We start from the raw sequence: 12,594 nt of genomic DNA, 5'->3' as shown, positions 1-12,594 counted from the left end.
TTCATGCAGCCGACGCGGTTATCGAGCGTATATACGCAACGAGATCCAAGCCTTCGTCTTCCAAAACCGCCGCCGGCGGGTTGATGCCGAGCGAAAGCATTCGCCTGCCGCTAACAAACGCCTTTGGATCGTTGATCGCATCGACCGCGATGAATTGTCCCTGCTGGAAATACCACACCGACTTTGCACCGGGACGTGACCCATTGCGAACGAGCGTTCTGTCATATCCGACATTGTAGCCAGCGATCTGCAGCTTCAGATCGAACTGATCGGACCAGAACCAAGGCTGCGGTTCATACCGAACACGACCTCCCATGATTGATGTCGCAACCGTCTCGGCTTGGTCCACTGCATTTTGAACGGATTCCAATCGCACCGACCGGCCCTTGTATGAAAACTCCGTGCAGTCGCCGGCAGCATAAATCGAGGGATCGGAGGTACAGCCATACTCATCGACCGATATGCCATTTCCAACCGAAAGTCCGCTTGCCCTGGCCAGCTGATCGTTTGGAACCACGCCAATGCCGATGATGACAAAGTCCGCCGAGATCTTGGAACCATCTGAAAGTTCCGCGCCTGTCACATGGCCTTGGTCGGAAATGAGGGTCACGAGCCCAGTATTTTCCCGAAACTCAACCCCTTTCGCAACATGCGCAGCACGCACGATGTCTGACGTGTCGCTAGCGGCAACACGCTGCAGAATCCGCGTGCCCAATTCGACCAGAATGACCCTTAGGCCCAAGGAGCGGGCGACCGCCGCCGCCTCGAGGCCCACATAACCTCCGCCGATGATGAGCACACTGCGTTCCGGGCGCATCTCCGCTCGAAGAAGGTCGCAATCGCGTTTATCCCTTACGAGATAAACGCCTTGCAGGTCGCCGCCAACGGCAGAGGGTAGGGACCGAGGCGACGCCCCGGTGGTCAACACCAGACTATCGTAGGCAATTCTGCTGCCATTTTGGAGAACAATGCACTTCTCGCGTCGGTCGATTTCTTCAACCGAGCTGCCGAGGCAAAGGTCGATGTGATTTTCCCTGAACCAGTCTTCGTGCCGAAATAGCAGCGCCTCGAAAGCGACATCACCGACCAGGTATTTTTTCGACAGGGGAGGTCGCTGATACGGCGGAACGCTCTCAGAGCCAATTATGGTAATTGGGCGGGTATCACCCTGCGCCCTTAGTTTTGCAGCAACAGCGAAACCCGACTGCCCTGCGCCGACGATCACAAGTCTATTTTCCATTGGATTACTCCGAGCTCTTGATGAACGGCTGATGCGCGCACACCGTTTCCTCACGGCGATTAGCCCTGCACTTCCGGCATTTGAACGCGAAGCCCGTCAAGCTCTGCCCTAAGTACGATCTGGCAAGCCAGGCGGCTTTCCGGCAGCAAATTGTCCGACAGGGAGAGCATATCCGCCTCGTCGTCGGCCGGCGGAGGAAGTCGGTCGAGCCAATGTTGTTCAATGTAGACGTGGCAGGTTCCGCAGCCGCAAGTGCCGCCGCACTCTCCGAGCATGCCGACAATGTCAGCATTCCGGCCAGCGTGCATGAGGTCACCAGCGGCCGGAGCCGTTACCGTTCGTTCTTTGCCACCGGCCTCAACAAACGTGATCTCTATCATATCATTTCCTCAGTAGAGCGTTTTCTGATCACCGACACGGATCCTTTCGATCATTTCGTCCTTGTTCAGACCCGCGATTTGATCGGCAAGAATTGCGCCGAGTGGCGGAAAATCCTGTCTCGTCGCGAACGTTGCCGGGTTCCAAATTTTCGACCGGATGACCGCTTTCGAGCAGTGGAAGAACACTTCCTTCACATGAAGTCGGATCGCGACTTGCGGCGTCCTGCCCTGTATCGCCAAGAGCTCGAGTTCTTCGCCGACAACCAGATCAGCCTCGCCGTTTATCCGTAAGATTTCCCCCAGGCCCGGCGCGAGGAAAAGACAACCCACCTTCGGGTTGTTCAAAATGTTCTCCATCGTATCGAGCCGGTTGTTTCCGGGTCGGTCTGGAATGAGAAGGGTCGTGGGGTCGATTACTTTTACGAAGCCTTTGGGGTCACCCCGCGGAGACACATCCGCACCGTGCGAACCCTGAGTTCCCATGAGGAGGAATGGCGAGAGCGAAATGAAATGAAGGCAGTGCTTGTCGAGCCACGTTAGTTGCTTATTGACGACAAGCGCCTCCGGTTCGGGAAACATCTCGCGCAACTCTGTCCGACCAATAGATCGCATCGCAGTTCTCCCTTTTCGAGCGAGTTCAACGGTGTCGACGATAGCCGAAACCGATTGAATGTCAATAAAACAAAACCATTGTTTTTCTTTATTGTGAAAACTGGTGACCAGGGCTATAGGAGGCATGGGCTTGATGCCGAACGGACAAAAAGGGTGGGACGAGATGTTTACAGTGATGTGTTCCGGAATGAAGGTCGTGGTTAACCCTCAGGGTGGTCACTTGGAAGACGTCTCAATCAGCGCAGGTGGACGCGTCATGCAGCCCTTGCACCGCGCTCCATGGCGCACCGGCGAAGACAACGGAGGCATTCCGGAGGTTTTTGACGCTGGGGTAGCGCCGACGCTTCAAAACCTCTCAGGCGACTTTTTCTGCGCACCGTTTGGCGCGGACGACATTACCGACACGCCGGAACATGGTCTTCCAGCAAACGGGATCTGGCTATACGAGCAAGGGATCAACCATGAAGATGGGGGAGTGACCGCCATCTTCAGGTTGAGAGAGCCGATACTCGGCGCGAAATTGTTCAAGCAGATTACCCTTCGGCCGGGTCATCCGGTCGTCTATCAACGACACAGGTTCATCGGTGGCTGTGGTGCCCTGTCCGTAGCGCACCACCCCATGCTCCGCATCTCAGAAGGCGCGAAGCTGACTTTCTCGAAAAAAGCCTTTGGCGCCACGCCAGAAAATGCCGTCGAGACTGACGCTTCACGCGGATTCTCCGCTCTAAGATACCCTCAGGAATTCGACTGCCTGTCGAGCGTCGAGCTTCTGGGGGGAGGGCGCCAGGATCTAACCGTCCAGCCTGGTCCTCCGAATGCGGAGGATTTTCTGATCCTTGCTGAGGAGAAGGGCTCAAAGCTGGGTTGGACTGCTGCCGTACTTCCAACTGCAGGGTATATCTACTTCGCCGTACGTGACCCAAACGTGCTCCCGTTCACCATGCTCTGGATGAGCAATGGCGGACGAAAGTATCCACCTTTCTCAGGCAGGCATAAGGGCGTCATCGGCCTGGAAGAAGGATGCACGTTCTTTGGCGCCGGAAATGGTCCCTCCACTCGCAGGAATTGGCTCAACGACCGTGGATACAAGACGGCGATCACGTTGAACCCCCATGGCGACACCGTTGTTGATTTCGCGTTCGGAGCGATACCGTTGCCCGAGGGGTGGACTGAAGTGATGGACATATCCGTGACCGAACGAGAGCTCGTCTTGGTTTCTCCGCAACTGCAGCGGGAGCGAGTTCCATTCAGGCGAGAGTGGCTGTCGACCCTGTGAACAGCACAAGATCTTTGCCAATGCCCGGGCGCAGCGATGCGCATCTTGGCATTGCCGTCGAAGCCGTTCCGTTCAAGGAAATCGCTGATGTGACGGGGCGCCAGCTCGGCCTCCCGGCATTGCTTCGGCTGCAAGAGCGCTTCGGCTCATCCACCAACTCTGCAGCGGCAAACATGGCGGCGCCCGGCGCCACCACCGATCGCTTCTCGGCTGGCAGCCGCGCGGTCCGGGGCTGATCGCCGATCTCGATCAGCCCGCCTACTTCCTGGGTTGAAGCTCGGCCGCAAGACTCTGGACGTCAGTCAACTGACGCAGCGGGAGTGACCTGCCGTTACGTCAATGTGTATGCCGTCTTGACGGTTGTGTAGAATTCGGCGGCATAGCGCCCTTGCTCGCGCGAGCCATGGGAGGAGCCCTTGCGGCCGCCGAAGGGCACGTGGAAATCGACGCCGGCGGTCGGCAGGTTGACCATCACCATGCCGGCTTCGGCGTTGCGCTTGAAATGCGTCGCATGTTTCAGGCTGGTGGTGGCGATGCCCGACGACAGGCCGAACGGTGTGTCGTTGGCAACGGCAAGCGCCTCGTCATAGTCCTTCACCCGGATCACCGAAGCGACCGGTCCGAAGATCTCTTCTTGGCTGATGCGCATCTGGTTGGTCGCCTCGGTAAACAGCGCCGGCTGCAGGTAGAAGCCAGGCGTGTCGCGCTTCAGAAGCTCGCCGCCGAAGGCGAGTTTCGCGCCTTCCTGTTTGCCGATGGCGATATAGTCGGTGTCCTGGTTGAGCTGGCTCTGGTCGACCACCGGGCCGATATGCGTGCCGGCCTTCAAGGCGTCGTCGATAACCAGACCCTTCATGCGCTCACCCATCGCCTGAACGAAGTGGTCGTGAATGCCTTCCGTCACGATCACCCGCGACGACGCGGTGCAGCGCTGGCCGGTGGAGAAGAAGGCGGAGTTGACGGCAGCCTCGACGGCAACATTGAGATCGGCATCGTCGAGCACCACGAAGGGGTTCTTGCCGCCCATCTCCAGCTGGTACTTGCGATTGTGCTCGACCGAGGCGAGCGCGACGCGTTTGCCGGTGCCGGTCGAGCCGGTGAAGGTGATCGCCTGGACGTCTGGGCTGTCGAGCATCGTCTGGCCGACGACGGAGCCCTTGCCCATGACCAGGTTCAAGACGCCCTTCGGCAGGCCGGCGCGCACGAGGATGTCGACGATTGCCCATGAGCAGCCGGGCACCAGTTCGGCCGGCTTGAAGACGATGGTGTTGCCGTAGCAGAGCGCCGGCGCGATCTTCCAGGCGGGAATGGCGATCGGGAAGTTCCAGGGCGTGATGATGCCGACGACGCCGACCGGTTCGCGGGTGATTTCGACGCCGATGTTTGGTCGCACCGAGGGGATGACCTCGCCGGCCAGCCTCAGCGCCTCGCCGGCGAAGAAGTCGAAGATCTGGCCGGCGCGCACGGTCTCGCCGATGCCTTCGGCCAGCGTCTTGCCCTCTTCGCGCGACAGCAGCCGCCCGAGTTCGTCCTTGCGCGCCAGGATCTCGTCGGCGGTCTTTCGAAGGATGGCGTGGCGCTCGAGAATGCCGGAGCGCGACCAGGCCGGAAACGCAGCTTTCGCCGCGGCAATCGCGGCCTTCGCATCCTCGGCCGAGGCGCGGGCGTACTCCCCGATCACGTCGTTGGTGTCGGACGGATTGATGTTACGAACCATGTCGTTACCGTCGATCCATTCCCCATCAATCAGGTTGCTGTGCATCATATCTGTCCTCCACGACGGTGACCGCTTGAAATGTCCGTTCGCTTATCCGACGGGCACGGGGCTCAAACAAAGAACAATCTTTCGAGCCAGTCGTTGCCGAAAAGGCAAAGGCGCGAGAAGTCTGTGTGTTGCCGTATCGGCAACGCTTACCGCGAAAAATTGTGCTTTATGAGATGCCGAATTTCATCATCATCGCTCCCATAACAAGCTAGGGGAACGATATGTCTCATTTCATGATGAACCGCCGGGGTTTCCTTTCCAAAACCGCCGCAGTCGGCGCGATCGCCGCGACCCACAGCCTGATCAACGTCTCGCCAGGGAGAGCTGCCGATCCGGCCACTATCCGGATGCAGCTTGGCTGGCTGCCCTCCAACGGGCTTCTCGGAGAGCTGGTCGCACGCAAGAAGGGTTACTACGCCGAGAGCGGCGTGGAGCTGGAAATCGTACCCGGCGGACCGAATGTCGACGGTGTCGCCGGCGTTGCCGTCGGTCAGTCGACGATCGGTCAGATTTCCTCCAGCCCGTCTGTCATGCTCGCCCGTTCGGCCGGTGCGCCGATCAAGGCATTCGCGGCCGGTTATCAGAAGCATCCTTTTGCCTATTTCTCCCGCAAGGCCAACCCGATCGCCAAGCCGCAGGATATGATCGGCAAGACGATTGCCGCGATCCCGACCTCGGTCATCCTGCTGCGCGCACTTCTCGCCAAGAACGGCATCTCGGAAGATCAGGTCAAGATCGTCAACATGGGCTCCGACATGAACCAGTTGGTGACCGGCCAGGCCGATGCCGTCTGTGGGTGGCTGACCAACGTCAATGCGCTGAAGGTCCTGGGCGACGACCGCGTCGACCTGACACTCTGGGACGGTGGCATCCGTCTTTACGCCAACGTCTACTACACGACCGACGACCAGCTGGAAAACCACGCCGATCATCTCTCGGCCTTCGTGTCGGGCGCGGCACGCGGATGGAAATATGCGCGCGAACACCAGGAGGAGGCGGTCGACATCCTGCTCGAGTCCTATCCGAACCTGGACAAGGCCAGTGAACTCGAGGCCATCGGGCCGCTGATGAAGTTCGTGTTCAACGAGACCACGGCGAATGTCGGCTGGGGCGGCATGGAGCGGGCAAACTGGGAAGAACAGATCAAGACCTATGCTGACCTCGGCCAGTTCACCGGTCCGGTTCCGAAGGCCGAGGACGTCTACACGATGGCCATCCTCGATGCCACTGCCGACGTCCGCAAGAGCGTAGGATGAGGCGATGCTGGAAACGCTTAACAGACCCAAGCAGGTGTCGGCCGGGGCAGTCGGCGGTTCGGCGGTATCGGTGCAGAACCTTCATATCCGTTTCGGCGCGGATGATTCCAGCTTCACCGCGCTGTCGGATGTTTCGGTCGAAATACCGGCCGGTTCTCTGGTGACCATGCTCGGTCCGTCCGGCTGCGGCAAGTCGACGTTGTTGCGCACGGTCGCAGACCTCGTGCATATCAGCGACGGTTCGGTGTCCGTGCACGGCCAGACGCCGCGCAAGGCACGCGAAGGGCGCGATTTTGCCTTCGTCTTCCAGGAAGCAACCTTGTTGCCCTGGCGCAACGTGATCGACAACGTGCGCCTGCCGCTGCTGGTGGGAAAGCGCGAGGCGGGTGCTACCTATGCCGACCCGGAGGAACTCATCGCTCTCGTAGGGCTCAAGGGACGCGAAAAGGCGATGCCGCACGAATTGTCTGGCGGTCAACGCCAGCGCGTTGCGATCGCCCGCGCACTGGTCACCCGTCCGCGCATCCTGTTGATGGACGAACCGTTCGGCGCGCTCGACGAGATCACCCGCGACAAACTGAACGAGGAACTGCTGCGCCTCTGGCAGGAAACAGGCACCACGATCCTGTTCGTCACCCACTCGATCCCGGAGGCGGTGTTTCTCGGTCAGCACGTCCTGATGCTTGCAGCCCATCCCGGTCGCGTCAAGGAGTTCATGAAGGTCGATCTGCCCTATCCGCGAACGCTTAAGATGCGTGACACGGTCGAATTCATTCGCGTCACCGCCCACCTGCGTACACTTTTGGGAGAATGTTGATGGCTAATGCCCTTCCTTCGCAAGCGGAAGGCCGCGCCTTGGTCGACGGCAACAGGTTCAAGATGCTCGACGCCGTCGCGGCTACTGCCCTGCGTCACCTGCCGGCAACGCTCGCGATCCTCGGCTGCATCCTGTTGTGGCAGCTTGTCGTCTGGGGTTTTTCGGTGCCAACGTTCATGGCGCCTGGTCCCATCGACGTGATCCAGGCCTTCGGCGAAAACGCGGGCGTGCTGTGGTCGAATTTCCTGCCGACGCTGTTGGAGGCGGTTCTCGGTTTCGTGTTCGGCAACGTCGTTGCCGTCCTGCTGGCCGTCTGGTTTGTCTACAGCCCGCTCGCAGAGCGCGCGTTCTATCCGATCGCTGTTATCATCAAGTCGATCCCAATCATCGCGCTGGCACCGATCCTGGTGCTGCTCGTTGGTAATGGCATTGCGCCCAAGATCATCATCGCCGGCCTGATCTGCTTCTTCCCGACGCTCGTCAACATGGTGCAGGGGCTAAAGTCGGCGAGCCCCGCGATGCTCGATCTCATGCGCATCCTGTCAGCCAGCAATTCCGAGATCTTCTGGAAGGTTCGTCTTCCAAGCTCGCTGCCGTTCCTCTTTGCCGCCTTGAAGATTGCGGCGACGAGCAGCGTGATGGGAGCGATCGTCGCGGAGTGGATCGGATCCAGCTATGGCCTTGGCGCCCTGATCATCGAGGCGACCTATAATTTCCGCTCTCCGCTGCTCTATGCGACCGTCGTGATCGCCGCCTCGCTTGCCGTGGTTCTCTTCTTCGCGGTCTCATTCGCGGAATCGAAGATCGTCCGCTGGAAGCCGACGACGGACCACTGACCCCAAACCCCTTCCTTGCCGGACCGCTTACCCGGTCCGGCCAACCGATGACGCCGCTGGCTGTGAGCTCGCTCGCATTTCGCCGGACACGCCCCCTATGGAGGAAAGACAATGGAAACAATAAGGGAACCCTTGCGCAACGCCAGAATCGTCGACCGCTCGGATGTGGTCGTGGTCGGCGGTGGCCCGGCCGGCATTTCCGCCGCCGTCTCGGCGGCGCGCACCGGCGCCAGCGTCACCCTCATCGAGCGCTATCCCTATGTAGGTGGCCTTGCCGCAGGCGGCATGGTTCTGGTGCTCGACGACATGGTCAACAGCGTTGAAATCACCGTTCGCGGCATCTGCATGGAGATGATCGAGCGGATGAAGACGCTCGGCCTCTGCGTCACCCCGACGGACGGCGACCGTCAACTCGATCTTCGCGACACGCCGGAAGCATGGCGCCGCTGGGCACGCTGGGGACTGTTCGACTTCCACACGCCATCGGCGCCACATCCTATCTGCTACGCGGCGGCGTTCGATCCGGATGCCTTCAAGCGCGTCTCCTATGATGTCCTGCGCGAATCCGGCGTCAAGCTCAGAACACACAGCTGGTTTTCGTCGGCGATTGTCGAGGATGGCACGATCAAGGGCGTGGTCTGCCAGACCAAGGCCGGGCGCGAAGCCATCATGGGTGACGTGGTGATCGACGCATCCGGCGATCTCGACGTCGCGGCCGACGCCGGCGCCCAGCATACGGATGGCAACTTCATCCTGACGACCGTTTCCCGTTGGGGCGGCATCGACACGGAGGCTGCCGAACGTTTCGAGTTCGAGGAGCCGGAACGGTTCAAGGCACTCGACCACGAGGCCAAGCGCCTGATCGGCGGTTGCTGGTCGTTCTGGTGGCTGAAGACGCCGCTGCCCGGTGTCATCTGGCTGAATTGCCCGCACATGCCGAAGCTTTCCGGCCTCAGCGTCGAAGATCTGACCTATGCGGAACTCGAAGGGCGCAGCCGGATCGCCCGCCTGCTCGATTTCGCCCGCGCAAATCTGCCGGGCTTCGAAAACGCACATGTCATCGACTTCGCGCCGCAGACGGGCGTGCGCCAGTCGCGGCTGCTTCAGGGCGAATATGTCGTCACCAAGGACGACGTGACGAACCGCCGTCACTTCAGTGACACCGTCTGCCGTGGCCGGGACTATTACACGCCGTACCGGGCCATGCTGCCGAAGGAGATCGATCAGCTGATCGTGGCTGGCAGGCACTATTCCGCGACGATCCAGGCGCAGAAGTCGAGCCGAGAGATCCCGCCGTGCATGGCCATGGGCGAGGCGGCCGGCGTCGCGGCCACCGTTGCGCTCAACGCCGGGGTGAAGGTGCGGGACGCCGACGTAAGAGCGATCCAGAAACAACTGCGCGCCCAGGGTGCCGACCCCGGCGACGTGCCATCCGAAAATGCAACCTATCTGGAGGCCGCAGAATGACGTCTCTTCCCCTCGACGGTATCCGCGTTGTCGATTTCACCCAGGTCATGCTTGGCCCCTGCTGCACGCAAATGCTGGCCGACTATGGAGCCGAAGTCATCAAGGTCGAGAAGGCCAAGATCGGCGATCTCTCTCGCTGGTCGCTCGGATCGGATCCGGATGGCCTCAACAATCCGGTCTTCTCGTCGCTCAACCGCAACAAGAAGAGCCTGGCGCTCGACCTCAAGCAGGACGAGGCGCGTGCCGCAGTGCGCGCCCTGATCGACACGGCCGACGTGGTCGTCAACAACTTTCGCCCCGATGTCATGGAGCGCATGGGCTTTGGCTACGAAGAGCTGAAGAGAACGAACCCGCGGTTGATCTATGCCGTCGGCACTGGATTCGGTCTGGAGGGTCCCTATCGGCACAAGGGGGGACAGGACATTCTCGCGCAGGCGCTTTCCGGCGTCATGCGACGGAAGTCGGACGCGAGCCATCCCTTGTCGATCTATGCGACGCCGCTTGCCGACTATTCGGCCGGAATGCATCTGGTTCAGGGTATCCTGCTAGCATTGCTGCACCGAGAGAAAACCGGGCAAGGCCAACAGGTTGCGGTCAGTCTTTACAGTTCCATGCTAGCCATGCAGATGCAGGAGGGCACCACGCACATGATGCGGGAGAAGGAACTGAACTGGGGCGCCTTTCCGCTGACGGGCGTGTTTGAAACCACGGACGGTGCCATCGTCATGGTCGGCGCCTTCAAGCCGAACCCGCTCAGGGACATCTGCGTCGCCCTGGAGATCGAGGACCTGTCCCTACAGCCGCAGTTTGCCGATTTCGACGCCCAGATGAAGCGTCGCCCGGAGCTGCAGCGGATCTTTCGCGAGGCCTTCGCAACCAACAGCAGCGCGCATTGGCTTGCCCGGCTCGAAGAGGTCGACATTCTCTGCGCGCCGGTGCGCTCGCTTCCCGAAGCGCTTGCCGACGAGCAGACGGCAATCAACGGCATGATCCTGGAGGCGGGCGAAACCAAGGCTGGTCCCGTGCGCCTAGTCGGCTCGCCGATTGCCATGTCCGCCGCAACCGTGGCCGTGCGCATCGCCCCGCCCAGGCTCGGCGAACACAACGACGATATCCTCTCGGCGCTTGCCGTCCGTCAGGGAGATGCGGCATGAGCGTCGCGTTTGTCGTGGAGGATCGCGTCGCGCGCGTCACGCTCTGCCGTCCGGAACGGATGAATGCGGTGGACGCGGCGACCGAACGCGATCTGGAGGCGATCTGGCAGGAGATTGAAGCGCACGACGACATCAGTTGCGTTGTGCTGACGGGTGCCGGCGAGCGGGCCTTCTGCGCCGGGGCAGATCTGAAAGGGGCCGAAACGACCGGCCTCGACTACTGGAGCGAGAGCCGACCGAACGGTTTTGGCGGGCTTGCCTTTCGCCGCTCGCTCGATGTTCCCGTTATCGCCAGGGTCAACGGCTATGCGCTCGGCGGCGGCTTCGAGATGGTCCTCGGCTGCGATATCGTCGTCGCCTCGACGACGGCAGCCTTCGGCCTACCGGAGGCCCGCGTCGGGCGCCTGCCGCTCGACGGGGGCATGGTCCTGTTGCAACGGCGGATCCCGCACAATCTCGCGATGGGCGTGCTGCTGACGGGCCGGCGGTTCTCCGCTGCCGAGATGCAAGGGTTTGGCATCGTCAACGAGGTCGCCGAACCGGGAGAACTCGACGCCGCCGTCGCGCGCTGGACAGATGAAATCGTCGCCTGTGCGCCCCTTTCGCTCAGGGCGATCAAACAGACGGTCAATCGCACCGGGCATCTTTCGCCCGCCGAGGCTCAAGCGCTACGTACGCCCGCGCTTGTAAGGGCGCTGAAAAGCGAGGACGCTCTGGAAGGTGTCAGCGCGTTCCAGCAGAAGCGTGCGCCCGTTTGGAGGGGGCGGTGAGCGTGCTATAGGTCGGTGCCCAGGGGGAGGGAAGGTTCCAATCGAATGCACGCCAGCATCTTGAAATACTTTGTCGCGGTCGCACGGTCCGGCTCCATTCGCAAGGCCTCCGAGGAGCTTCACGTTGCGTCGTCGGCGGTCAGCCGCCAGATCAAGAAACTGGAGGACGAATTGGGCATCGCACTGTTCGAGCGGCTCTCGAACGGCCTGAAGCTGACCGTTGCCGGCGAAAACGTGCTGCGCCACGCCCGCGCCACGCTTGAGAATTTCGACCTTCTGCGCAGTGACCTCGGCGCCTTGCAGGGGAAGAAGACCGGCCGCGTGCAGATGTCCTGCCTCGACAGCCTGGCGATCCAGTTTCTCCCGGACATGGTCAACGCCTTCCACAGCGTCCATCCCGGAGTGAGCTTCCATATCCACACCGCCGGCCACGGCAATATCAGCAGCCTGGTCGCGGAAGGCGACGTCGACATGGGGTTGACCTTCGATCTGGCCAGACCCGATGACACGGAGATGCTTTTTCGCGTGCCGATGCCGCTAATGGCGTTCGTCGGGCGCGGCCATCCACTAGCCAGGCAGCGGCAGGTTTCGCTCGCCGAGTGCGCTCAGTACGATCTTCTGCTGCAACTCGACACCCAGCCAATCCGCTCGCTCATCGAAATCGAACTGTCCGTCTTCGAGCGGACAGGGCGACCTTTTGTGTCGTCGAACAGCCAGATGATGCTCAAGCCCTTCATGATCTCCGGCAAGGGCGTGGCCTTCTTCACGCCGATCGGTTTCCTGGCGGAGATCAAGGCGGGCGACCTCGTGGCCATACCGCTTTCCGGGTCGCGTCTTCAAAACCTGCACGTCGGAATCCTCGTGCAGCGGCGTCGCCAGCGTACGCACGCGGCCGAGGCGGTCATCGAGTTCGTCGGCGCGGAACTGCAGAAGTTCAGCGATCAGATCATGGAGGCCATCCGCACGTGACCGCAGGAGCGAGCCCCGGACGACTTCTCTTGCGTCCCGGTCATGAGGCTGC

Annotated in this window: 13 protein-coding genes; 9 read left to right on the top strand and 4 right to left on the bottom strand. The window is 61.0% G+C overall.

Annotated features, from left to right (window positions below; genetic code table 11):
• Position 1: 1 nt before the first annotated feature.
• Genes AC1Q80_RS28790 through AC1Q80_RS28780 form a run of 3 tightly spaced genes read right to left on the bottom strand, consistent with a single transcriptional unit; the run spans position 2 to position 2,358 of the window.
• On the bottom strand, positions 2 to 1,240 hold the full coding sequence (locus tag AC1Q80_RS28790) for an NAD(P)/FAD-dependent oxidoreductase (RefSeq protein ID WP_492362673.1): 1,239 nt from the start codon (positions 1,238 to 1,240) through the stop codon (positions 2 to 4).
• Between the two features lie 59 nt (positions 1,241 to 1,299).
• Positions 1,300 to 1,620 (bottom strand): 2Fe-2S iron-sulfur cluster-binding protein, encoded by a 321-nt coding sequence (locus AC1Q80_RS28785; RefSeq protein ID WP_492362672.1) that lies wholly within the window; start codon positions 1,618 to 1,620, stop codon positions 1,300 to 1,302.
• A 9-nt stretch (positions 1,621 to 1,629) separates the two neighbouring features.
• Positions 1,630 to 2,358, bottom strand: coding sequence for an MSMEG_1061 family FMN-dependent PPOX-type flavoprotein (locus AC1Q80_RS28780; protein WP_492362671.1), 729 nt, complete (start codon positions 2,356 to 2,358; stop codon positions 1,630 to 1,632).
• A gap of 4 nt (positions 2,359 to 2,362) precedes the next feature.
• Here AC1Q80_RS28780 and AC1Q80_RS28775 point away from each other — a divergent pair, with 4 nt between their 5' ends.
• Both AC1Q80_RS28775 and AC1Q80_RS28770 read left to right on the top strand, forming a co-directional pair.
• The gene (locus AC1Q80_RS28775) at positions 2,363 to 3,508 is read left to right on the top strand and encodes a hypothetical protein (RefSeq protein ID WP_492362670.1); all 1,146 of its coding nucleotides are present in this window, start codon (positions 2,363 to 2,365) and stop codon (positions 3,506 to 3,508) included.
• A gap of 20 nt (positions 3,509 to 3,528) precedes the next feature.
• A complete protein-coding gene (locus tag AC1Q80_RS28770; RefSeq protein ID WP_492362669.1) occupies positions 3,529 to 3,744 on the top strand; it encodes a hypothetical protein in 216 nt (71 codons plus the stop codon).
• A gap of 95 nt (positions 3,745 to 3,839) precedes the next feature.
• Here the strand turns inward: AC1Q80_RS28770 and AC1Q80_RS28765 are convergent, their stop codons facing one another.
• Positions 3,840 to 5,273, bottom strand: coding sequence for an aldehyde dehydrogenase family protein (locus AC1Q80_RS28765; protein WP_492362668.1), 1,434 nt, complete (start codon positions 5,271 to 5,273; stop codon positions 3,840 to 3,842).
• A gap of 221 nt (positions 5,274 to 5,494) precedes the next feature.
• Between AC1Q80_RS28765 and AC1Q80_RS28760 the strand changes: the two genes are divergently transcribed.
• The 7 genes from AC1Q80_RS28760 (at position 5,495) to AC1Q80_RS28730 (ending at position 12,542) form a co-directional block, all read left to right on the top strand.
• Complete coding sequence (locus AC1Q80_RS28760; RefSeq protein WP_492362667.1) at positions 5,495 to 6,529, top strand: ABC transporter substrate-binding protein; 1,035 nt, start codon at positions 5,495 to 5,497, stop codon at positions 6,527 to 6,529.
• A gap of 4 nt (positions 6,530 to 6,533) precedes the next feature.
• Positions 6,534 to 7,346 carry an ABC transporter ATP-binding protein gene (locus tag AC1Q80_RS28755; protein WP_492362666.1) on the top strand — a complete coding sequence of 271 codons (813 nt, stop codon included), beginning with the start codon at positions 6,534 to 6,536 and terminating at the stop codon, positions 7,344 to 7,346.
• Between the two features lie 62 nt (positions 7,347 to 7,408).
• A complete protein-coding gene (locus AC1Q80_RS28750) occupies positions 7,409 to 8,182 on the top strand; it encodes an ABC transporter permease (protein WP_492362717.1) in 774 nt (257 codons plus the stop codon).
• 111 nt (positions 8,183 to 8,293) lie between these two features.
• Positions 8,294 to 9,649, top strand: coding sequence for an FAD-dependent oxidoreductase (locus tag AC1Q80_RS28745; RefSeq protein WP_492362665.1), 1,356 nt, complete (start codon positions 8,294 to 8,296; stop codon positions 9,647 to 9,649).
• Positions 9,646 to 10,803: a CaiB/BaiF CoA transferase family protein gene (locus AC1Q80_RS28740; protein ID WP_492362664.1), complete on the top strand. Its 1,158-nt coding sequence runs from the start codon at positions 9,646 to 9,648 to the stop codon at positions 10,801 to 10,803. Before AC1Q80_RS28745 ends, AC1Q80_RS28740 begins: the two co-directional genes overlap by 4 nt.
• Positions 10,800 to 11,573, top strand: coding sequence for an enoyl-CoA hydratase-related protein (locus tag AC1Q80_RS28735; protein ID WP_492362663.1), 774 nt, complete (start codon positions 10,800 to 10,802; stop codon positions 11,571 to 11,573). Before AC1Q80_RS28740 ends, AC1Q80_RS28735 begins: the two co-directional genes overlap by 4 nt.
• Positions 11,574 to 11,618: 45 nt before the next feature.
• Positions 11,619 to 12,542, top strand: a complete 924-nt coding sequence (locus tag AC1Q80_RS28730; RefSeq protein WP_492362662.1) for a LysR family transcriptional regulator — start codon at positions 11,619 to 11,621, stop codon at positions 12,540 to 12,542.
• Positions 12,543 to 12,594 lie beyond the last annotated feature (52 nt).

The organism is Ensifer sp. GW823-FHT05D09 (genome assembly GCF_058795755.1).
Note: the sequence above shows the minus strand (reverse complement) of the source record. Positions and strands in the feature narration are given on the sequence as shown.

Bases quoted from the DNA above. Each gene is read 5' to 3' on its own strand.
- AC1Q80_RS28780 (WP_492362671.1), bottom strand. From the start codon at position 2,358: ATGCCTCCTATAGCCCTGGTCACCAGTTTTCACAATAAAGAAAAACAA.
- AC1Q80_RS28790 (WP_492362673.1), bottom strand. From the start codon at position 1,240: ATGGAAAATAGACTTGTGATCGTCGGCGCAGGGCAGTCGGGTTTCGCT.
- AC1Q80_RS28735 (WP_492362663.1), top strand. From the start codon at position 10,800: ATGAGCGTCGCGTTTGTCGTGGAGGATCGCGTCGCGCGCGTCACGCTC.
- AC1Q80_RS28770 (WP_492362669.1), top strand. From the start codon at position 3,529: ATGCCCGGGCGCAGCGATGCGCATCTTGGCATTGCCGTCGAAGCCGTT.
- AC1Q80_RS28760 (WP_492362667.1), top strand. From the start codon at position 5,495: ATGTCTCATTTCATGATGAACCGCCGGGGTTTCCTTTCCAAAACCGCC.
- AC1Q80_RS28740 (WP_492362664.1), top strand. From the start codon at position 9,646: ATGACGTCTCTTCCCCTCGACGGTATCCGCGTTGTCGATTTCACCCAG.
- AC1Q80_RS28765 (WP_492362668.1), bottom strand. From the start codon at position 5,273: ATGATGCACAGCAACCTGATTGATGGGGAATGGATCGACGGTAACGAC.
- AC1Q80_RS28785 (WP_492362672.1), bottom strand. From the start codon at position 1,620: ATGATAGAGATCACGTTTGTTGAGGCCGGTGGCAAAGAACGAACGGTA.
- AC1Q80_RS28730 (WP_492362662.1), top strand. From the start codon at position 11,619: ATGCACGCCAGCATCTTGAAATACTTTGTCGCGGTCGCACGGTCCGGC.
- AC1Q80_RS28745 (WP_492362665.1), top strand. From the start codon at position 8,294: ATGGAAACAATAAGGGAACCCTTGCGCAACGCCAGAATCGTCGACCGC.
- AC1Q80_RS28755 (WP_492362666.1), top strand. From the start codon at position 6,534: ATGCTGGAAACGCTTAACAGACCCAAGCAGGTGTCGGCCGGGGCAGTC.
- AC1Q80_RS28750 (WP_492362717.1), top strand. From the start codon at position 7,409: ATGCTCGACGCCGTCGCGGCTACTGCCCTGCGTCACCTGCCGGCAACG.